Raw genomic sequence first — 19,058 nt, 5'->3', positions numbered from 1 at the left:
CGGCGCGCGCTCGACGCCCGCTGGGCCGCGCGCCGGCTCAACGCCGACCCCGGCATGCAGGACAGCGCCGACCTGCTGTTCGCCGACACCACCGCCCTCGGCCCGCTGCAGCAGCTGCAGCGCGAGCGGCTGGAGCACCACCTCGCCGCCACGCCGAAGCTGGACCTTCGCGCGAACTGGCCCGCGCGTGCACTCACGCTGGCCTGGCTCGCCGGCCTGGCCACCACCGCGGCCCTGCTGCTGTGGCCCGCCACGCCGGGCGAACGCGCCGCCGCCGAACGCGCGGCCATCGAAACGCCGAACGACGAAGCCACGCACCTCGCGCTGGTCGCCAGCCAGCTCGACATCGCCCCGCCCGCCTACACCGGCCTGCCCGTGCGCACCGAAACCTCGCTCTCGGCCCAGGCGCCCGAGGGCGCGCGCCTGCGCTGGCGGCTGCGCTTCACGCCCCAGCCCGAGGGGCTGGCGCTGCGCCTGCACGACGGCAGCACGCTGCCGATGAAGCGCGAGGGCGACGACTGGATCGCCGAACACACGCTCACGCGCTCCACGCTCTACCGCCTCGTGCCCACCGGCCCGCTGCCGCTGCAGGAGGACACCCTGCACCGCCTCGACGCCCAGCCCGACCAGCCGCCGCAGCTGCGCGTCATCGCGCCCGAACGCAGCCTCAGCCTGCGCAGCGAAGGCCAGCGGCAGTGGGCGCTGGAATTCGAAGCCAACGACGACCACGGCCTCGGCCCCGCGCGCCTGCAGGTGACGCTGGCGCAGGGCAGCGGCGAACAGGTGACGGTGACCGAACGCAGCCTGGCCCTGCGCGGCGAAGGCGAACCCAAGCTGCGCCGCTATCGCCAGTCGCTCGACCTGGCCTCGCTTGGACTGGCGGAAGGCGACGACCTGATCGTGCGCCTGGAAGTGGCCGACAACCGTGCGCCGGCGCCGCAGCGCGCGCGCAGCGCCAGCCTGATCCTGCGCTGGCCGATGCCGCCGAGCGGCGAATCCACCGGCATGGAAGGCCTGGTGAAGAAGACGCTGCCGGCCTATTTCCGCAGCCAGCGCCAGATCATCATCGACGCCGAGGCGCTGGTGGCGGAAAAGGGCCGCCTGGCCGCCGACGCCTTCCTCGACCGCTCCGACGCCATCGGCGTGGACCAGCGCATCCTGCGCATGCGCTACGGCCAGTTCCTGGGCGAAGAAAACGCCGGCCAGCCGGAAGCGCCGCCGGACGAGGACGGCGAAGTACACACCGAGGACGACGGCCACGACCACGGCGACGAAGGCGGCGCGGCGCTGGGTAGCGCCATCAGCGTGCTCGAGGAATACGGCCACACCCACGACGACGCCGAGGCCGCCACCCTGCTCGACCCGGAAACCCGCGCCCTGCTCAAGCAGGCGCTGGACGCCATGTGGTCGTCGGAAGGCGAACTGCGCCAGGGCCAACCGGCGCGCGCGCTGCCACACGCCTACCGCGCGCTGGGTTTCATCAAGCAGGTGCAGCAGGCCAGCCGCATTTACCTCGCGCGCGTGGGCCTGGAACTGCCGCCGATCGACGAAGCGCGGCGCATGACCGGCAAGCGCGAAGGCCTGGGTGATCGCCGCACGGGCCTGGTGCCCGCGGAAACGAAGGATTCGCCGGTGCCGGCGCTGTGGCGCGCGCTCGAAGGCGATGGCGCACTGGACCTGCCGCCGTTCGCCGACTGGCTGCAGGCCAACGAAACCAAGCTCGAGGACCCGCTGTCGCTGGTGGCGGCGCTCGATGCCCTGCGCGCAAAGCCCGAGAGCCGCGAACACCGCCAGCGCCTGCGCGCCCTGCTCTGGCCGCTGCTGCCGGCGCCGGTGGCCGGCGTGGCGCCGCGCGCCGCGCCGGATGCCGCGGGCGCTGCCTACCTCGACGCGCTCACGGAGGAACCGTCGCCATGAGCTTGCCGAACCTGGTCGCGCTCGCGCTCACCGCCGTCGTGCTGCTGTCGGGCGCCCGCCTGGCGTGGCAGCTGCGCGCGGGCACGCTGCCCTGGCCGCGCTTCCTGCTGCGCTTCGCGGGCCAGGCGGCCAGCGCGGCCCTGCTGTATTTCGTTCTGTTTCCGCCGCTTCAACCCGGCCGCGAGGGCGCGCTGGTGGTGCTGACGGCAGGCGCGGAAACCCCAGCGGACCTGGCGCCCGGCGACGTGCGGGTGGCGCTGCCGGAAGCCGGCGACGTGGCCAACGCCGAACGCGTGCCTGACCTGGGCACCGCGCTGCGCCGCCACGCCGGGCGTTCGCCGGTGCGCGTGCTCGGCCAGGGCCTGCCAGCGCGCGACCACGATGCGGCGCGCGGCCGGGCGCTGGCCTTCGAACCCACGCCGCTGCCCGACGGCCTGCAGGCGCTCGAGGCGCCGGTGAGCGTCGTCACCGGCCGCCAGTGGGAAGTGCGCGGCCTCGCCACCGGCCTGGCCGGCGGCCGCGCCGAACTGCGCGACCCGGCCGACGCCGTGGTCGCAAGCACCGAACTCGATGACACCGGCGCTTTCACGCTGGCCACCACCGCGGGCCTGCCCGGCCAGGTGGACTACACGCTGCAACTGCACAACGCCGAAGACACCGTCACGCAATCGCTGGCCCTGCCCCTGCAGGTGCGCGACGCCGCGCCACGCCGCGTGCTGCTGCTCGCCGGCGGCGCGTCGCCGGAAGTGAAATACCTGCGCCGCTGGGCGGTGGACGCCGGCCTGCGCCTGCACAGCGTGATCAGCCTCGGCGGCGGCGTGGAGCTGGGCGACCCGCCGCTGCCGATCACTGCGGCCACGCTGTCCGAATTCGACCTGGTGCTGCTGGACGAACGCACCTGGCGCGACCTGGGCGAAGGCGGCCGGGCCACGCTGAAGGCCGCGATGCGCGAAGGCCTGGGCGTCCTGCTCCGGATCACCGGCGAACTGACCCCGGCCGACCACGCCGCGCTGCGCACCTGGGGCCTGCAGGCGGAAACCGCCGACATCGCCCGCGGCGTGCGCCTGCCCGGCACCGAACACGCCGACGCCACTGTGGCGCTGGACGCCGAAACCCGCGCCGCCGACGTGGCGCCCCTGCTCAGCCGCCGCGCGCTGGCACTGTCGGCCGCGGATGGCGCCGTGCTGCTGCGCGCCGGCGACGGCGCGGCGCTGGCGCTGTGGCGGCCCGAAGGCCGCGGCCGCGTGGCGCTGTGGACGCTGTCGGACAGCTACCGGCTGTGGCTGGCCGGCCGACGCAGCGCCTACGGCCAGCTTTGGGCGAACGCCGTGGACACCCTGGCGCGCGGCACGGAAGCCGCCTTGCCGGAGCTGCCGACGCATGCCTGGCTCAACCAGCGCGTCGCGCTCTGCGGCCTGCCCGAGGGTGCCCGCGTGCGTGCGCCCGACGGCACGGAATCCGCGCTTTGGCCCGACCCCGCTACCGGCCACGCGCGCTGCGCAGGCTTCTGGCCGGCGCAGCCGGGGCGGCACGCGGTGCTTGTGGACGACCAGGCATTGCCGCTGCTCGTGCGCGACCCCGCCGAACTGCCCGCGATGGCGGCGCGCGAGAACCAAGTCGCGACGCTGGCGCTGGTGGCCGGCGACAACACCGCTACCGCGGAACCCGCACCCGTGCCCAGCCCGCGCTGGCCCTGGTTCGTCGCCTGGCTGCTGCTCAGCAGCGCGCTGTGGTGGCTGGAACGCCGCCGCCCCGCCTTGAACCTGTAGGAGCGGCTTCAGCCGCGAAGCTTCTCGCGAAGAGCTTCGCGGCTGAAGCCGCTCCTACAAAATCTTTCCGCTAGCCCGCGGCGTCGCGGGCGGTGAGCTCGGCGGCCAGTTCGGGCGACACGCCAGGAATGCGGTGCCAGTCGATCGCGTCCACCTGTTCGGGCGGCAGGAAACGCTCGGCGTATTCCAGGTACACGCGCTCGCGCAGGAACACGTCGAACAGGTCCGGGTCCACGTGGTGGTCGAGCTTCATGCGGCCCAGGATCGACAGCGATTCGCTCAGCGTCTTGCCCGGCTTGTAGGGCCGGTCGCTGGCAGTGAGCGCCTCGAAGATGTCGGCGATGCCCATCACCCGCGCCTGCACGCTCATCTGTTCGCGGGTCAGGCCGCGCGGGTAGCCCTTGCCGTCCATGCGCTCGTGGTGGCCGCCGGCGTACTCGGGCACGTTGCGCAGGTGCTTGGGCCAGGGCAACGCCTCGAGCAGGCGGATGGTCATGGTGATGTGGTGGTTGATGATCTCGCGTTCGGCGTGGTTGAGCGTGCCGCGGCGGATGCACAGGTTCTCCAGCTCGTCGGCCGACAGGAAGGGCTGCTCGCGGCCATCCGGCCCGCGCCAGCTATGGCGCGCGATGCGGCGCAGCGCCTCGATGCGGTCGTCGTCCATGAATTCGCCGCCGGTGTTGGCCTGGCGCACGGCGGCGCGGTCGTCTTCGATCTGCTCCAGCCGCGCGGCGTAGGCGGCGGCGTCGAGCTCGCCGCGCAGGTGGGCGATTTCGGCGTCGCGCTTGAGCACCTCGAAACGCGTGTCCACCAGCTCGATGCGGTCGAACAGCGTCTGCAGCTTGGTGGCCTTGTCCACCACGTGCACCGGCGTGGTGATCTTGCCGCAGTCGTGCAGCAGGCCGGCGATCTTGAGCTCGTAGCGGTCGGCCTCGTCCATGGTGAAGTCGGCCAGCGGGCCCACCGTGGTGCGCGCCACCGCGTCGGCCAGCAGGTTGGTCAGCGCCGGCACGCGTTCGCAGTGGCCGCCGGTGTAGGGCGATTTTTCGTCGATGGCGGTGTTGATCAGGTTGATCAGCGCCTCGAACAGGGCCTCGAGCTGGTCAATGAGCCGGCGGTTGTTGAGCGCGATGGCCGCCTGCGAGGCCAGCGATTCCACCAGCTGCTGGATGGCGCCGTCGAAGGACCGGATGGCGCCGGCCTTGTCCTTGGCATTGATCAGCTGCAGCACGCCGATGACGTGGCCGTCGTGGTCCTTCATGGGCACCGTCAGGAAGGACTGCGAGCGGTAGCCGGTGCGCGCGTCGAAGGCGCGGGTGCCGCTGAAGTCGAAACCCTCGGCGTCGTAGGCATCGGCGATGTTCACCGTGCGCCCGGTCAGGGCCGCGTGCACCACCACCATCGAATCGTTGGCGCGGCCGTCCGGGCCGTGCATGGCGATGGGCGGGAAGTGGATGGGCGCGCCGTGGCGGCCGCCCATGAAATAGCCCAGCGAATCGTTGCGCAGCACCTCGAAGCGCAGGTGGTCGCCCTCGACCAGGTAGAGCGTGCCGCCGTCGGCGTCGGCGAAGTCGCGGGCGGCCTCGAGGATGCGTTCGAGAAGGGTGGCCAGGTCGCGCTCGTGCGACAGGGCCACGCCGATGGCATTGAGGGTCTCGAGGCGGCTGAGGATCTCGGAGTCGGTGCTCACGGCGGTCGTCGGGCGGGCGGCGGGAATGCCGGAAACACTGCCGGCAAAGGCCCCGGGGTGCAAATGCCGGAGGCAAGGCTTTGGAATGTCACGAAAAATTCATGGTTTGGTGCTAGCCGGGGCTGTCATGCGGCAGTAACGTCCGGGTGGTAGGCCCCACCACCCCGCCGCGGAGGCACCCATGAAACTCCTGATCGCCAGCCTGTTCGCCCTCTCGGCCGGCGTCGCCGCCGCCAGCGACGCCCCGCCCGAGAGCAACTTCAACCTGACCTACGCGCTCGAACTCGACCGCGCCGGCCAGATCGTCTCGCTCACCCCGCAGCCGGCGCTCGACAGCCCGGAACTGCAGACCCGCATCGAAACCGAGGTGCGCGGCTGGAGCTTCCGCCCCGCCCACCTCGACGGCCAGCCGGTGCCCACCCGCACCTTCCTGCGCCTGGGCGTGTCGGCGCCCGGCCTCGACCCCTCGCTGGCGCGCATCGTCTCGGCCACCACCGGCCCGGCCATCGCCTCCATGACCTCGCCCGGCTACCCGGCCGCCGCCCTGCGCCGCGGCGAAGGCGGCCTGGTGGTGCTCAAGCTCAAGCTCGACACCCAGGGCCGGGTGCGCGGCGTCGCCACCCAGCCGGGCTCCAGCCCCAAGCGCGAGTTCACCGAAGCCGCCCGCGCCGCCGCCAAGCACTGGCGCTTCATCCCCGAAACCGCCAACGGCCAGGCCGTGGCTGGAGCGGTGATGATCCCGGTGTGCTTCCGCGCCCACTCGGCGCAGCCGCAGGCCTGCGACTGGCAGGGTCCCGCCGGCCAGCGCTTCACCCCGTCCTCGGTGGCCGTGGCCATCGAACCGGCGGCGCGCATCACCAGCGAGCTGGCGATCGTTTCGAACTGAGCGATCCTTCCACGCGCATCCAAAGGGCGGCCTCCGGGCCGCCCTTTCCTTTTGGCGCGCCGCTATGCTCCGGCCATGGCCGCCGGCATCGAACTCGAAACCACCCTCGCCTACGCCCAGGGCGCCTACACCGTCGCCGCCGCGTTCGGCAGCGAGGGCGACACCGCACAGCTGGTCCTGGACACCGGCAGCAGCACCCTGGCCGTCACGCCCCGCGCCTACCAGCCGGAACGCGACCGCGCGCGGCAGCCCACGCCCTGGGTGCAGGAAATCAGATATGGCGGCGGCGCCTGGTCCGGGCCGGTGCTGCGCTCGCGCCTGGCCATCGGCCACGGCCGCCACGCCCGCGCCATCGACGATGCGCTGTTCGCCCTGATAGAAACCGACACGTCCTTCCTGCGCGACGCCGACGGCTTCTGGGGCCTGGCCTACGCCGGCCTGGACCCGGCCAGTGTGGCCGCCGGCGCGCCCGGTGCGCCACGCACCTGGCTCACGCCCGCCTTCACCGCGCTGGAGGAAGAAGGCGTGGTGGCCAACCGCTTCGCGCTCAGCGTCGGCCGCGCCGTAGCCCATGCGCGCGAAAGCGCTGCCACGGCCCACCAGCGCGCCGCCGACCCGCTCAACCGCGGCACGCTGGTGCTGGGCGGCGGCAGCGAACAGCAGCACCTCTACCGCGGCGGCTTCCAGGACGTGCGCATCCTGCACGACCTGTACTACAACGCGAACCTGCGCTGGCTGCGCGTCGGCGACGACGACCCGATCCCGGTGCCGCCGCTTGCGCCGGGCGACGCCGCCACGCACTACAGCAACGCCCTGCTCGACAGCGGCAGCAGCTTCCTCGTGTTCGAAGCGGGCACCTGGCAAGCGCTGCTGGCGTCGCTGGGTCGAAGGAATCCGAACTTCCCGGGGCTCATCGAAAAGGCCCGGCACGCCCTCGCCGCCGGCGCCGGCCTGCCGGAGGGCAACGTGGACCCGCGCCACTGGCCCGACCTGCACCTGGGCCTGGAAGCACCGGACGGCCGCGACAGCGTGCTGCGCATCCCCGCCTCGCACTACTGGCCGGGCAATGCGCTGCGCACCGGGCAGCGGCTGTGCCTGCTCATGGGCCAGCTGCCGCACTTCCCCCGCCAATCCATCCTGGGCCTGCCGCTGTTCGCGGGGCGCTACGCCGTGTTCGACCGCAGCGCGGGCGGCGGGCTGGGCGTGGTGCGTTTCGCCGACGCCCGGCAACCTGGCTGAATGGACACGCTGGCCGGCCCCAGGCTCCACCTGCGCCCGCTGTCGCCTGGCGACGCCGCGCTCTATGCCGGGCTGTATGCCGACCCGGACACCATGCGCCACGTCCTGCCGCCCGCCGCCGGGGAGCGGGCACGTCGCGCCTTCGACGCCGCGCTTGCCGCCTCCACTCGCCCCTGGCCAACGGCGCGCGTTTGGACCCTGGTCCGGCCGCCGGAAACCCAGGCCTTCGGCCTGGTCGGACTTGACCCGGACGGCCTGGGCGGCGCGGAGGTGGGCGCCATGATCCCACCCGCACGCCAGGGCCAGGGTTACGCCACCGAGGCCCTCGCCCTGCTGGCCGCACACGCGTTCAAGGAGCTCGGCCTGGTGTCACTGCACACCCGCCATGCCGACGGCCATGGCCTGGCGGAAGGATTGATGCGGCGGCTGGGCTTCGAGCCGGCGCCGCGGCAGGACGGCCCGCACCCGGTGCGGTGGCGGCTTTCCCGCGCGCGCTGGCAGGCCCTGCAAGGCGACAAGTAACGCACATTCGGCTACGCTCGGGCGGCTATCGGCAGGGGTACCGGAGAACATGGGGAAGCGGGGCAGCCTCGCGTGCGTGGGACTGGGCATGACGCTTGGCGCACACCTCGCGCCGCGCGCGCGCAGCCACATCGAGCAGGCCGACGTCGTGTTCGTCGCGGTCTCCGACCCGCTGGTCGAGCTCTGGGTGCAGCAGATGAACCGGGACGTGCGTTCGCTGCAGCCGCTGTACCGCGAAGGCAAGCCGCGCACCGATACCTACCGAGAAATGGTCGACGTGATGCTGGCCGAAGTGCGCGCAGGCAGCACCGTCTGCGGCGCCTTCTACGGCCACCCCGGCGTGTTCGCGCAGGCGCCGCACCGTGCCGTGGCGCAGGCGCGCCGCGAGGGTTTCGACGCGGTCATGGAGCCGGGCATCTCCGCCGAGGACTGCCTGTACGCCGACCTGGGCATCGACCCCGGCGAAACGGGCTGCCAGCACTACGAAGCCAGCCAGCTGATGTTCTACCAGCGCCGCATCGACACCAGCGCCTACCTGGTGGTCTGGCAGCCCGGCGTCGCCGGCGACCGCGGCTACCGCCGCTTCTCCACGCCCGCCGCCTATCGGCAGGTGCTGGTTGACCTGCTGGCCGAAGACTATCCGTTGGACCACGAGTGCACCGTCTACGAAGCCGCGACGTCGCCGCTGCAGTCGCCGCGGATCGAAACACTGGCCCTTCGCGACCTGCCGGCGGCATCGCTGGCGGCGCATTCCACCCTGGTCCTGCCGCCGGCCACGCCGTTGCGCAGGAACGAGGCACTGCTCGCCCGCCTGGCCTTGCTCGACGACGCCGCGCGACGCGACGAAACCACCACCACTTGAAAGGGGAAATCGGATGTCGAACGTGATCATGTTCCTGGAACAGATGGGCAAGAACGCGGCCCTGTCGCGGCTCGAGGGCGAGGAGTTCGCCGCCGCGGTGGACGCCCTGGGCCTGGACGACGCGCCGCGCGAGGCGCTGCTGGCACGCGACCACGAGGCGCTCAACACGCTGCTCGGCGGGCGCCTGGCGATGACCTGCATGCTCTTCCCGGCCGACGACGACAACAAGAAGGACGACGACCAGGACGACAGCGACCAGCCGGACCAGGACGACCGCAAGGAATCCGTCCGCCGCATCGGCCTGCACTGAGGCGCGGCTTGCGCAGGCAACGATGATCCGCAAGTTCGCCATCGGCCTGGCCGCGGCGGCGCTGCTCCTGGCGCCGCCGCGGTTGCTGGCCTCGCCCGCGTTCGAGGCCATGCTGCGGCAGGCGGAGGCCGTGCGCAGTTCGGAGCCCAAGCAGTTCGAAGCGCTGCTCGGCCAGCTCAATGCCAGCATCGGCTCGGCGAGCGCCGCGCAGCGCGAGCAGCTCGATTACCTCAAGGCCTACCAGTTGTCCTACAGCGGCCGCTACGACCTGGGCATCCAGGCCGCCAAGGAGCTGTTCGAGAAGAGCCGGGACGTGAGCGTGCGTTTCCGTGCCGGCTCGCTGATCGTCAACTCCTACGCCTCCACGCGTGATTTCGCCGAGGGCTTGCGCTATCTCAACCAGACCCTGGCCCTGATCGACCAGATCAAGGACCCGGAACTGCGCCACCACGCCTGGGCGGCCGGCGGTTCCATCAGCAACCACGTGGGCAGCTACGAGGACGGCATCCGCTACGCCGAACTCATGCTGGGCGACTCGCCCAGCCCGCGCACCGCCTGCTTTGCCGGCGCCCTTCGAATGGAGGCCTGGTACAACCTCGGCCAGCTCAAGGACCGCGAAGACGAGCTCAATGCGCTCATCAGCCAGTGCGTCGCCGCCGGCGAACCCATCTTCATCAATTACGCGCGCGCCTACCGCGCCCGCCAGATGGCCGACCTGGGCGACCGCAACGAAGCCGTGGTCTTCCTCAGCCAGTTCCTGCCCGAGGTCGAGGCCACGCGCTATCCGCGCCTGATCGGCGAGGTGCATTCGACGCTGGCCGCGATTTACCTCGCCGCCGGCGACTTCGGCAGCGCCGAACACCACGCCCGGCGCACGCTGTCGCAGGGCGCCTCCATGTCCAGCTCGGCGCCGCTGGTCACCGCCTATCGCGTGCTGTTCGAAAGCGCACTCCAGCGCGGCGACACCGCCGCGGCGCTGGCGCACCACATCAATTACTTCGACGCCAACCAGGCCTACGTGGACGAAGTGAAGGCGCGTGCCTACGCCTACCAGCAGGTCATGGGCGAAACCCGCGAAAAGACCCAGGCCATCGAACTGCTCAGCCGCCAGAACCAGGTGCTGCAGCTGCAGCAGCAGGTGGACGCGCAGCAGCAGCGCAACACCTTGCTGCTGGTGGCGCTGCTGGCCGGCCTGCTGGGCACCATCGCCTTCTGGGCCTGGCGCACCAAGAAGGCGCAGCTGCTGTTCCGGCGCCTGGCCGAAACCGATGCGCTCACCGGCATCTCCAACCGCATGCACTTCAGCCGCCGCGCCGAAGAGGCGCTGGAGTACTGCCGCAAGGACGGCGAGGACGCCGGCCTGGTGATGTTCGACCTCGACGAGTTCAAGGCCATCAACGACCGCTTCGGCCATGCCGTGGGCGACTGGGTGCTCAAGCAGGTGGCCGACGCCTGCAGCGCCATCTGCCGCAAGCACGACCGGTTCGGCCGCCTGGGCGGCGAGGAGTTCGCCTTCCTGCTCGTCGGCTGCGACCTGGGTTCGAGCATCGCGCTGGCGCAGGAGTGCCGCAAGCGCATCGCCGCCATCGACACCGCGCCCACCGGCCACGTGTTCCGCATCACCGCCAGCTTCGGCGTGGCCGGCACGCGCGGCTGCGGCTACGACTTCCTCACCCTGCTCAGCCGCGCCGACGACGCCCTGTACCGCTCCAAGCGCGAAGGCCGCGACCGCGTGCACGTGCACGGCCTCGACACCGCCCCGGGCGCCGTTCCGACCGCCTGACTGGCCGGGGCGCGCCTGCGCCCGCGTTGCTCGGAAGACCAGCACGTTCAGCCCGCGTTTTGTCCTTTCCGGCGAATGACCCCGGAACTGTGACCCAAGCCCCGCGCAAAGCGTGCAGGCGCCCCGCAAAACGCATGGAAGTGTGCGCAACCTCCCACAGTTGCCAACTGTGAGGCGTTACGCATCAACAAGTTAGGGCGCTTTCTAGACTGCTCACCACGGATCAGGGATTCCCCGATGGAAGCCCGGCCCCCCTCCAGCGGAGCAGCAGCATGAACGCCAATCGCCAGTTCAAGCGCCCCCACCTCCCCCGCCTCGCGGCCGTCGCCGCGCTGCTGCTGGCGATGTCCGCGCCTGCCTTCGCCCAGGGCCAGCTGGCGGTGCAGCCCGAAGGCGGCCGCGTCGCCGCCTCGGCCACGGTGACGTTCCGCATCGTCGTGCGCGAGACGGTCCGCCTGGACGAGAAGAACCTGGTCGCGAACGTGGTGCGCAACGACCGCAACTCGCCGCCGGAACAGCGCCAGGTTGCCGATCTTGGCAACATGCAGCTGGTGACGCTGGCCCGCCCGTAAGCCACGGCATAATCGGGCGGCCCCACGGAGCCGCCCATGCCGCACCCGCTTCCCGAAACGCCCCGCCTGCGACTGCGCGAACTGCACGACGGCGACGCGCCGTTCCTGCTGGAACTGCTCAACGACCCCGACTTCATCGCCAACATCGCCGACCGCGGCGTGCGCAGCGAGGACGACGCGCGCGCCTACCTGGCCACCGGCCCGGCGGCGAGCTATGCGAAACACGGCTACGGCCTGTGGGCGGTGGAGATGAAACCCGGCGGCGAACTCGCCGGCATGTGCGGGCTGGTGCGACGCGATTTCCTGGAGCACGCCGACCTCGGCTACGCCTTCCTGCCCGCCTGGCGCGGCCGCGGCCTGGCCGCCGAGGCGGCGCGCGCGACGCTGGCGCATGCCTTCGGCCCGCTGGGCATGCCGCGCCTGCTGGCCATCGTCAACGAGGGCAACCTGGCCTCGCGCCGGCTGCTGGAATCGCTCGGCATGCACTCGCAGGGACTGCAGCCCGTGGGGGGCCAGGCGCTCGTGGTCTACGGCATCGACAATCCCGCCGGCGGGGCCTGAAAAAAACGGGGCGGGCCGCTCGCGCGTGCCCACCCCGTGTTTTCCGCGACGCGCGCGCCCGGCGGGCGCGGCGTCAGTGCAACGACCGTATCAGGCCGCGGCGTCCTTGAGCTTCTTGAGCGGACGCACCTTCACCTTGACGGTGGCCGGCTTGGCGGCGAACCACTGCTCTTCCTTGGTGAACGGGTTGATGCCCTTGCGCTTCGGCTTGGCCGGAACGTTGACGACGGTGATCTTCAGCAGGCCCGGCAGGGTGAAGCTGCCCGCGCCCTTCTTGCTGACCGAACCGTGCACGGCGCCTTCCAGCGCGGCCATCACGGCGCGCACGTCCTTCGAGGCGACGCCGGTGGACTCGGCGATGTGCGACACCAGGCCCGACTTGGTCAGGGCTTCCTTGATCGGCTTCGGCGCGGCCGGCTTGGCAGCGGCCTTCGGGGCAGCCTTCTTCTTCGCAGCTTTCTTGGTAGCCATTATTTTTTCCCGTGGTTCTCGGTGGGTAATTGGGGTGCCTGGGAATCGCCCCCGGCCCAGCGAATGTAGGGCAAGTGAAGCGCGCCGCCAAGTGGAAAATGGCGAAAAACCCGTGTTTTTTCGCAAGCCCGGCAAACCGGGGCCGCCGCGGGCCGGTTTTTGACGCTGCCTGCGTATAGGCAGGCCGGTTTGGCCGGGGGAAAATGCCCTTCCGCGACGGCATGGACGGACGAACTTGAAGACCCTGGGACTGATCGGCGGCATGAGCTGGGAATCCACCCTGCCCTACTACCGCCTTGCCAACGAAGCCGTGCGCGAGGCGCTGGGCGGCCTGCACGGCGCGCGGCTGGTGCTCTACAGCGTGGACTTCGCCGAGGTCGAGCACATGCAGCGCGAGGGCCGCTGGGACGACGCCGGCCGCCTGCTGGGCGAGGCCGGGAAAGCCCTGCGCGCCGCCGGCGCCGAGGCCCTGGTGCTGTGCACCAACACCATGCACAAGGTGGCGGCCGACATCGAGGCGATCTCCGGCCTGCCGCTGCTGCACATCGCCGACCCCACCGCCGCGGCCATCCGCGCCGCCGGCCTGGCGCGCATCGGCCTGCTGGGCACGCGCTTCACCATGGAAGGCGAGTTCTACCGGCGCCGGCTGGAGGAAAAACACGGCCTGGAGGTGCTGGTGCCCGACGAGGCCGACCGCGAGCTCGTGCACCGCGTCATCTACGACGAGCTCTGCCGCGGCCGCATCGAGGACGCCTCGCGCGCGGCCTACCTGGCGGTCATCGACCGCCTGGCCGCGCGGGGCGCCGAGGGCATCGTGCTGGGCTGCACCGAGATCGGCCTGCTGGTTTCGCCGGCCGACACCGCGCTGCCGCTGTTCGACACCACCGCCCTGCACGCCCGCGGCGCGGTGGCCTGGGCGCTGTCCGGCGAACCGCTAGAATGCGCCACCCGAACCCCAGGAACCGCCCCATGAGCGACACCCCTCCCGACCGCCTGTGCGTGAACCCGCGCAGCCCCTTCTACGACGAAGCCATGCTCGAGCGCGGCATCGGCGTGCGCTTCAACGGCACCGAGCGCACCAATGTCGAGGAATACTGCGTGTCCGAAGGCTGGGTGCGGCTGCCGGTGGGCAAGTCGCTCGACCGCCGCGGCAATGCCATGACCATGAAGGCCAACGGCAAGGTCGAGGTGTGGTTCCTCGACACCGCCGCCCCCGCGCAGGACTGAATCACCCGGCGAATTCGCCCAGCGCCCCGGCCAGCGGCGCAAGCGCGGCGCGGTAAGGCAGCCAGTCCGGCGGCGACGGCGGGCGCAGGCCGCCGCGCACCTGGCTGGCGCTGGCGGTGGACACCGCGCCGCCGCGCGTCGCGAGATCGAGCATGCCCGGTTCGTAATCCAGGCCCAGGTGCGCGAGCACGCGGCGCAGCTGGCCTTCCGGGTCGCGCAGCAAATCGGCGTGGGCCAGGTCGAGCCAGCGTTCGCCCAGCACGCTGCGCCAGTGCGCCGCCAGCGCGTGCTGGCCGCGCCAGTAGGCGGCGAGTTCGCGCTGCTCGTAGCTGTAGCGGCAGATCTCGCCGTAGAGCTGGCGCAGGTTGGAAAAACACGCGTCCATGGCCGGCCGGTGCACGTGGATGAAACGCGCCCTCGGCAGCGCCCGCGCGATGAGGCCGGCGTTGAGCAGGTTCGACGGCAGCTTCTCGGTCCAGCCGGCGCGGCCACGCGCACGCCAGGCCGAACGCGCCATGAAGTCGGCGCCCAGCGCGGCGAAATCCAGGCCGGCCGCGCGCTGCAGCAATTCTTCGTCGAGCAGGCCGGCCGGGCGGTAGTCGGCGGCCACGCGCAGGCTTGCGCTGAACTGCCGGCTCTCGCCGCCGTCGGCCAGCTGCGAATGCCCCGCCAGCAGGCGTTCGAGCACGGTGCTGCCGGCGCGGAACAAACCGACGATGAAGACGGGCACGGGTTCGCCTTCGCCCGCGTGGCCGGGGCCGTGCACGAAGCGGGCGTCGCACAGGCGCGGCAGGGCTTCGAACAGGCGCTGGTCGGCCGCGGCGTCGTAACGCAGGCGCGCGCGCTTGGCCGTGCACCCGCGTTCCAGGGCGGCCCAGGCCTCGTCGTGGCGGCCCAGGTCGTGCAGCTCGGCGTGCAGGGCGAAGCTCAGGTGGATGTCGTGTTCGGAGCCGGGCGCGACCTGGTCGCGATTGGCCCGCAGGCGGGTGATGCGCGCCGGGGCGCCGGCGCGGTCGTGCGCGCGCAGTTCGGACAGGCGCCAGTGCGCGTGCGCGAAGTGCGGGGCCAACGCGACGGCCTGTTCGAGGTCGGCGCGCGCCCCGGCGAAATCGCCCAGGAACAGCCGGGTGGTGCCGCGCAGGTACCAGGGCGGGGCGCGGGTGGCGTCGCGCGCCAGGGCGGCGTCCAGCCAGGGCAAGGCCGCGGCGTGCGCGTCGGCCTGGCCCAGCAGGTCGGCCAGTTCGACCAGGCTTTCCTCCGGGGCGTCGCCCGCATGCGGCCACAGGCGGGTGGCCAGCGCCTCCAGCGCGCGCACCTCGTGCTGGGACTGCAGCTGCCGCGCCAGCGCCAGGGCCTGCGGCCATTCGGGCGTGGCGCAGGCAAGGGCGCGTTCGCTGGCGGCACGTTCGCGGCGCGGGTGGCCCGCCAGGCCCTCGGCCTTGGCCAGCGCGATCCACGCCGCGGCCTGCTCCGGCCACCGTTCGGCATGGGCGCGGAAACACGCCGCCGCGGCCGGCCAGTTGCGCCGCGCCGCTTCGGTGTTGCCCTGGCGCCACAGCGCGTCGTGCCCATCCATGCCGGCAACGCTATCACGCGGGGAGTAAGCTTCTCCCGTCATCCTTCCGACGGAGAACGCCCATGAAGATCCTGCTCGCGGTGGACGGCAGCAAGGCGGCGCAGGCGGCCACCAAGCTGGCCGCGCAGATGGCCAAGGCCCTGGCCGCGCCGCCCACCCTGGTGCTGATGCATTCGGATGCGCCGCTGATGCGCCGCGTCGCCGCGGAACTGGGCCTGGACGCCACCCGCAAGTACCACGAGGGCAACAGCAACCTCGCGCTCAAGCCCTCGCGCGCCGTGCTCAAGCGCGCCGGCGTGGCTTTCGAGGAAAAGACCACCGTGGGCGACCCGGCCGAAAGCATCACCAAGGCCGCCAAGGCCGGCAAGTTCGACCTGGTGATCATGGGCTCGCACGGCCGCACGGCGCTGAGCAGCGTGCTGCTGGGCTCGGTGGCCAACAAGGTGCTCTCGCAGAGCACCGTGCCCGTGCTGGTGGTGCGCTGAGGCCTTGCGGCCTCAGGCCGCGGCCACCGGCACCGCGCCCTGCGCCCGCAGGGCGCGCAGGGTGCCGAACCCGCCCCAGAGCATGAACAGCACGAAGGCGTGGAAGCCCACGCCGACCCAGTCGCCGGCCAGCACGAACAGCAGCGCGTCGGCCGCGTACACGGCCATGCCGGCGGCGAAGGCCCACAGCACGAAACGGCGCGCCAGCGCGCCGAAGCCCACGAACAACCCCGCCAGCGCCAGCACGGCCACCGCGTGGAAGGCGCGGCCGCCCGCGGACGGCGGCGTGAACACGCCGTCGAAGTCGTAGAAGAACAGCGCGTCCACCATCTGCGTGATGCCCAGGCCCAGCACCATGCCGTAGCCGGCGTCGGTCATGGTGGCGATGGAGTTCGCCAGCGACAGGCCCGCCACCCACCAGAACCACGAGGCCGAGCTGCGCACGATGCGCGCCGCCTCTTCCACCGCCAGCGTCTTGCCGCCGACCTGCACCTGGGCCGCCGGGGCCGGTGCCGCGTTCGCTTCGTCCATGCCCGCTCCCCGGGTGGTGATGACCTGCCGGACTCTGGCAGACACGCGGGGCCGCCGGCAATCAGGCCCGGCGAATCGCGAATCCCGGCATACGGCTCAGGTGCCGCAGAACGTGCTGCGAACGCGCTCGGCCGGCTCCGGCGGCGTCATGAAGGGCGCCTGCGCGGGACCGTCGTCGAAGGGGCGGCGCACGGCGGCCAGCAGGGCCTCGAACGGGCCCAGGTCGCCTTCCGCCGCCGCGGCCAGCGCGGCTTCGACGCGGTGGTTGCGCGGGATCACGGCCGGGTTGGCGGCTCGCATCATCGCGATGCGTTCGGCCGCGGGCGTTTCTTCGCGCGCCAGGCGCTCGCGCCAGCGCGCCAGCCAGGCGTCCATCGCCGGCGACTTCGGCAGCGTGGCGGGCGCCCCGCCTTCGGCCGCAGCGACCAGCGCGCGGAAGGACCGGGTGAAGTCGGCCTCCACCGCCTGCAGCGCTTCCAGGAAAGCCTGCGCCAGCGCCTCGTCGCCGTCTTCCGCCGTGGCCAGGCCCAGCTTGCGGCGCATGCCGGCCAGCCAGTAGCCGCGATACACGTCGGCGAATCCTTCGATGGCGGCGCGTGCGTCGGCCAGCGCCACGTCGGGGTCGCCGGGGAACAGCGGCAGCAGGCATTCGGCCAGCCGCGCCAGGTTCCACTGCGCAATGGGCGGCTGGTTGCCGAAGGCGTAGCGGCCCTGGCGGTCGATGGCGCTGAAGGCCTTGCCCGGGTGGTATTCGTCGAGGAAGGCGCAGGGGCCGTAGTCGATGGTTTCGCCGGACACCGCCGCGTTGTCGGTGTTCATGACGCCGTGGATGAAACCCACGTGCATCCACGCCGCCACCAGTCGTGCCTGGCGTTCGGCCACGGCCTGCAGCAGCGCCAGCGGGCGGTTCGGCGCGTCGCGCAGCGCCGGGTAATGGCGGGCGATGACGTAATCGGCCAGCCGCGCCACCGAGGCGTCGTCGCCCTGCGCCGCGAAATACTGGAAGGTGCCCACGCGCACGTGGCTGGCGGCCACGCGGGTGAGCACGGCGCCGGGCAGGAGCTCGTCGCGCACCACGATTTCGCCGGTAGCCACCGCCGCCAGCGAGCGCGTGGTGGGAATGCCCAGCGCGTGCATGGCTTCGCTCACCAGGTATTCGCGCAGCACCGGGCCGATGGCCGCGCGGCCGTCGCCGCGGCGCGAGAACGGCGTGGGGCCGGCGCCCTTGAGCTGCACGTCGAAACGGCGGCCCTGCGGATCAACCACTTCGCCCAGCAGGATGGCGCGCCCGTCGCCCAGCTGCGGCACGAAATGGCCGAACTGGTGGCCGGCATACGCCAGCGCGATCGGCTGCGCACCGTCCGGCACCACGTTGCCCGAAAAAACGTCGGCCGCACGCGAAGCCAGCGACGCGTCCAATCCCAAGTCGGCGGCCAGCGCCTCGTTCCAGGCCAGCAGGCGCGGCGCCTTCACCGGGGTGGGGGCGACGGCGGCATGGAAACCGGCCGGCAGCGCGGCATAGGTGTGTTCGAACATGCGCGCAGTGTCGCGCGATTCGCGGGGCGATGCCCGCAACGCCCTGTTCCGGCAATTCCGACGCGCCGCTTGCAGGATTTACGCGCTTGCCCCGCCGGGTGGCCTTGATGCAGCGCGGTTCCCGGCTTGGCAAGGTTCGTGCAGCACTTCCTCCAGGTCCCCGCCCCCTGGAGAAACGCATGCTCAAGCTCGAGATGCCCGTCGACGCCCCCTCCCCCCCGCCGGTGGCGCCGGGGCCGGAAGGATTGCGCCGCGCCATGCAGGACGTGCTGTCGGTGGAATCGGACTTCGTGTCCAAGTTCCTGCCGCACCAGGCCATGGCGCGTATTCCTTCCGGCTTCCCGGCCTTCGCGCAGTGGCACCACCGGCAGCTGGGCGACCCCGCGGTGACCTGGGCCGACGCCGCGCCCGCCTACGCCCTGGCCTGCCTGTCGCACGCGGCCTACGGCGGCGCCTTCGACCCGAGCGTGGAGTGGGAGCTGGAACTGCAGTGGGCCGACCTGGCCCCGCTCTCGCGCCTGCCCTGGCCCCAGGCGCGGCGGCTGGTGATGGCCGCCTGGGCCTACCTGTCCGACGACACCTCGCTGCCCGAAGGCCTGGACGCCGCGCTGGACGCCGCCGCCCACGCCGACGAGGATTCGACCGCCCGGCTCGACCTGGAACTGGTGCCCGCCTTCGTGGTGCTGCGCGCGTCCATGGCGCGCCTGCCCATGGCCGAGTGGCGCACGCGCGGCCAGGAGCGTTGGCTGCCCACCGACATGCCGGCGCTGCTGCTGGCGGCGAGCCCGGCGCTGGCGCTGCTCGACTGCCTCACCCTGCACGGCTTCGGCGAAGAAGAACCACGCTGCCTGGCACGCCTGGCGTTCGCGCCGCACCTGCTGCGCAGCGTCGACCCGGGCCCGGCCCACGACGACGCGCTGGCGCAGGCGCGGCTGCGCCGGCAGGTGATGCACTGGGCCGCGCAGGCCGAATCGCTGCTGCTGCAGGTGCCCAGCCCCACCTGCCCCGGCGAATTCAACCTGCTGGTGAACCCGCGCCACCCCGATTTCGCGCGGCTGCAGCGCTTCGACTGCCGCCCGCTGCAGCTCGACCGTCGCCGCCGGGGCCACTGATGCCGCGCG

At 72.1% G+C, this 19,058-nt stretch carries 19 protein-coding genes; 14 read left to right on the top strand and 5 right to left on the bottom strand.

Translation table 11 applies throughout. From position 1 onward, the window contains the following. Nucleotides 1-1,917, top strand: a 1,917-nt coding sequence (locus tag N790_RS16450; protein ID WP_043803887.1) for a hypothetical protein, incomplete at its 5' end; no start/stop codon positions are given. Beyond that, nucleotides 1,914-3,686 (top strand): hypothetical protein, encoded by a 1,773-nt coding sequence (locus tag N790_RS10215; protein WP_043803885.1) that lies wholly within the window; start codon nt 1,914-1,916, stop codon nt 3,684-3,686. The genes N790_RS16450 and N790_RS10215, both read left to right, overlap by 4 nt. Nucleotides 3,687-3,756: 70 nt before the next feature. Here N790_RS10215 and N790_RS10210 read toward each other — a convergent pair whose 3' ends face one another. Then, complete coding sequence (locus N790_RS10210) at nt 3,757-5,376, bottom strand: HD domain-containing phosphohydrolase (protein ID WP_043803884.1); 1,620 nt, start codon at nt 5,374-5,376, stop codon at nt 3,757-3,759. Between the two features lie 181 nt (nt 5,377-5,557). On the opposite strand from N790_RS10210, the gene N790_RS15305 reads away from it, so the two are divergent. The 8 genes from N790_RS15305 to N790_RS10170 all read left to right on the top strand — a co-directional run bounded on the left by N790_RS15305 (nt 5,558) and on the right by N790_RS10170 (nt 12,111). Then, complete coding sequence (locus N790_RS15305; protein ID WP_052385860.1) at nt 5,558-6,262, top strand: energy transducer TonB; 705 nt, start codon at nt 5,558-5,560, stop codon at nt 6,260-6,262. Nucleotides 6,263-6,337: 75 nt separating this feature from the next. Then, nucleotides 6,338-7,501, top strand: a complete 1,164-nt coding sequence (locus tag N790_RS10200) for a pepsin-like aspartic protease (RefSeq protein ID WP_043803882.1) — start codon at nt 6,338-6,340, stop codon at nt 7,499-7,501. After that, a complete protein-coding gene (locus N790_RS15300) occupies nt 7,502-8,023 on the top strand; it encodes a GNAT family N-acetyltransferase (RefSeq protein ID WP_052385859.1) in 522 nt (173 codons plus the stop codon). It abuts the gene before it with no gap. A 49-nt stretch (nt 8,024-8,072) separates the two neighbouring features. Beyond that, complete coding sequence (locus N790_RS10190) at nt 8,073-8,885, top strand: SAM-dependent methyltransferase (RefSeq protein ID WP_211251983.1); 813 nt, start codon at nt 8,073-8,075, stop codon at nt 8,883-8,885. A gap of 13 nt (nt 8,886-8,898) precedes the next feature. Beyond that, nucleotides 8,899-9,195 carry a hypothetical protein gene (locus N790_RS10185; protein ID WP_043803879.1) on the top strand — a complete coding sequence of 99 codons (297 nt, stop codon included), beginning with the start codon at nt 8,899-8,901 and terminating at the stop codon, nt 9,193-9,195. Between the two features lie 22 nt (nt 9,196-9,217). Further along, nucleotides 9,218-10,978, top strand: a complete 1,761-nt coding sequence (locus N790_RS15295; protein WP_052385858.1) for a sensor domain-containing diguanylate cyclase — start codon at nt 9,218-9,220, stop codon at nt 10,976-10,978. Nucleotides 10,979-11,250: 272 nt separating this feature from the next. Beyond that, nucleotides 11,251-11,550, top strand: coding sequence for a hypothetical protein (locus tag N790_RS10175; RefSeq protein WP_043803877.1), 300 nt, complete (start codon nt 11,251-11,253; stop codon nt 11,548-11,550). Nucleotides 11,551-11,586: 36 nt separating this feature from the next. Then, complete coding sequence (locus tag N790_RS10170; RefSeq protein ID WP_043803875.1) at nt 11,587-12,111, top strand: GNAT family N-acetyltransferase; 525 nt, start codon at nt 11,587-11,589, stop codon at nt 12,109-12,111. 90 nt (nt 12,112-12,201) lie between these two features. Here N790_RS10170 and N790_RS10165 read toward each other — a convergent pair whose 3' ends face one another. Then, complete coding sequence (locus tag N790_RS10165) at nt 12,202-12,582, bottom strand: HU family DNA-binding protein (RefSeq protein ID WP_043803873.1); 381 nt, start codon at nt 12,580-12,582, stop codon at nt 12,202-12,204. A gap of 235 nt (nt 12,583-12,817) precedes the next feature. On the opposite strand from N790_RS10165, the gene N790_RS10160 reads away from it, so the two are divergent. Both N790_RS10160 and N790_RS10155 read left to right on the top strand, forming a co-directional pair. Beyond that, entirely contained in the window at nt 12,818-13,555 is a 738-nt protein-coding gene (locus tag N790_RS10160) for an aspartate/glutamate racemase family protein (protein WP_052385857.1), read from the top strand. Further along, on the top strand, nt 13,552-13,809 hold the full coding sequence (locus N790_RS10155; RefSeq protein WP_043803871.1) for a DUF3297 family protein: 258 nt from the start codon (nt 13,552-13,554) through the stop codon (nt 13,807-13,809). Before N790_RS10160 ends, N790_RS10155 begins: the two co-directional genes overlap by 4 nt. Before the next feature lies 1 nt (nt 13,810). Here the strand turns inward: N790_RS10155 and N790_RS15290 are convergent, their stop codons facing one another. Then, a complete protein-coding gene (locus N790_RS15290) occupies nt 13,811-15,385 on the bottom strand; it encodes a tetratricopeptide repeat-containing sulfotransferase family protein (RefSeq protein ID WP_052385856.1) in 1,575 nt (524 codons plus the stop codon). Nucleotides 15,386-15,447: 62 nt separating this feature from the next. Between N790_RS15290 and N790_RS10145 the strand changes: the two genes are divergently transcribed. Continuing rightward, complete coding sequence (locus N790_RS10145) at nt 15,448-15,870, top strand: universal stress protein (RefSeq protein ID WP_043803870.1); 423 nt, start codon at nt 15,448-15,450, stop codon at nt 15,868-15,870. 12 nt (nt 15,871-15,882) lie between these two features. On the opposite strand, the gene N790_RS10140 is transcribed toward N790_RS10145, so the two are convergent. After that, entirely contained in the window at nt 15,883-16,401 is a 519-nt protein-coding gene (locus N790_RS10140; protein ID WP_043803866.1) for a hypothetical protein, read from the bottom strand. A gap of 96 nt (nt 16,402-16,497) precedes the next feature. Continuing rightward, entirely contained in the window at nt 16,498-17,937 is a 1,440-nt protein-coding gene (locus N790_RS10135; protein ID WP_043803865.1) for a protein adenylyltransferase SelO, read from the bottom strand. Between the two features lie 179 nt (nt 17,938-18,116). Between N790_RS10135 and N790_RS15285 the strand changes: the two genes are divergently transcribed. Further along, nucleotides 18,117-19,049, top strand: coding sequence for an RES domain-containing protein (locus tag N790_RS15285; protein ID WP_052385855.1), 933 nt, complete (start codon nt 18,117-18,119; stop codon nt 19,047-19,049). Nucleotides 19,050-19,058: the final 9 nt, after the last annotated feature.

It is taken from the genome of Arenimonas malthae CC-JY-1, from assembly GCF_000747075.1.
Classification (GTDB): domain Bacteria; phylum Pseudomonadota; class Gammaproteobacteria; order Xanthomonadales; family Xanthomonadaceae; genus Arenimonas; species Arenimonas malthae.
The sequence above is the reverse complement of the archived record's forward strand: the minus strand, read 5'-3'. Positions and strand labels throughout refer to the sequence as shown.

Excerpts from the sequence above, each read along its gene's own strand:
- N790_RS15290 (WP_052385856.1), bottom strand. The coding sequence starts at position 15,385 with ATGGATGGGCACGACGCGCTGTGGCGCCAGGGCAACACCGAAGCGGCG.
- N790_RS10165 (WP_043803873.1), bottom strand. The coding sequence starts at position 12,582 with ATGGCTACCAAGAAAGCTGCGAAGAAGAAGGCTGCCCCGAAGGCCGCT.
- N790_RS15285 (WP_052385855.1), top strand. The coding sequence starts at position 18,117 with ATGCTCAAGCTCGAGATGCCCGTCGACGCCCCCTCCCCCCCGCCGGTG.
- N790_RS15300 (WP_052385859.1), top strand. The coding sequence starts at position 7,502 with ATGGACACGCTGGCCGGCCCCAGGCTCCACCTGCGCCCGCTGTCGCCT.
- N790_RS10155 (WP_043803871.1), top strand. The coding sequence starts at position 13,552 with ATGAGCGACACCCCTCCCGACCGCCTGTGCGTGAACCCGCGCAGCCCC.
- N790_RS10140 (WP_043803866.1), bottom strand. The coding sequence starts at position 16,401 with ATGGACGAAGCGAACGCGGCACCGGCCCCGGCGGCCCAGGTGCAGGTC.
- N790_RS15305 (WP_052385860.1), top strand. The coding sequence starts at position 5,558 with ATGAAACTCCTGATCGCCAGCCTGTTCGCCCTCTCGGCCGGCGTCGCC.
- N790_RS10215 (WP_043803885.1), top strand. The coding sequence starts at position 1,914 with ATGAGCTTGCCGAACCTGGTCGCGCTCGCGCTCACCGCCGTCGTGCTG.
- N790_RS10175 (WP_043803877.1), top strand. The coding sequence starts at position 11,251 with ATGAACGCCAATCGCCAGTTCAAGCGCCCCCACCTCCCCCGCCTCGCG.
- N790_RS15295 (WP_052385858.1), top strand. The coding sequence starts at position 9,218 with ATGATCCGCAAGTTCGCCATCGGCCTGGCCGCGGCGGCGCTGCTCCTG.
- N790_RS10170 (WP_043803875.1), top strand. The coding sequence starts at position 11,587 with ATGCCGCACCCGCTTCCCGAAACGCCCCGCCTGCGACTGCGCGAACTG.
- N790_RS10190 (WP_211251983.1), top strand. The coding sequence starts at position 8,073 with ATGGGGAAGCGGGGCAGCCTCGCGTGCGTGGGACTGGGCATGACGCTT.
- N790_RS10145 (WP_043803870.1), top strand. The coding sequence starts at position 15,448 with ATGAAGATCCTGCTCGCGGTGGACGGCAGCAAGGCGGCGCAGGCGGCC.
- N790_RS10135 (WP_043803865.1), bottom strand. The coding sequence starts at position 17,937 with ATGTTCGAACACACCTATGCCGCGCTGCCGGCCGGTTTCCATGCCGCC.
- N790_RS10185 (WP_043803879.1), top strand. The coding sequence starts at position 8,899 with ATGTCGAACGTGATCATGTTCCTGGAACAGATGGGCAAGAACGCGGCC.
- N790_RS10200 (WP_043803882.1), top strand. The coding sequence starts at position 6,338 with ATGGCCGCCGGCATCGAACTCGAAACCACCCTCGCCTACGCCCAGGGC.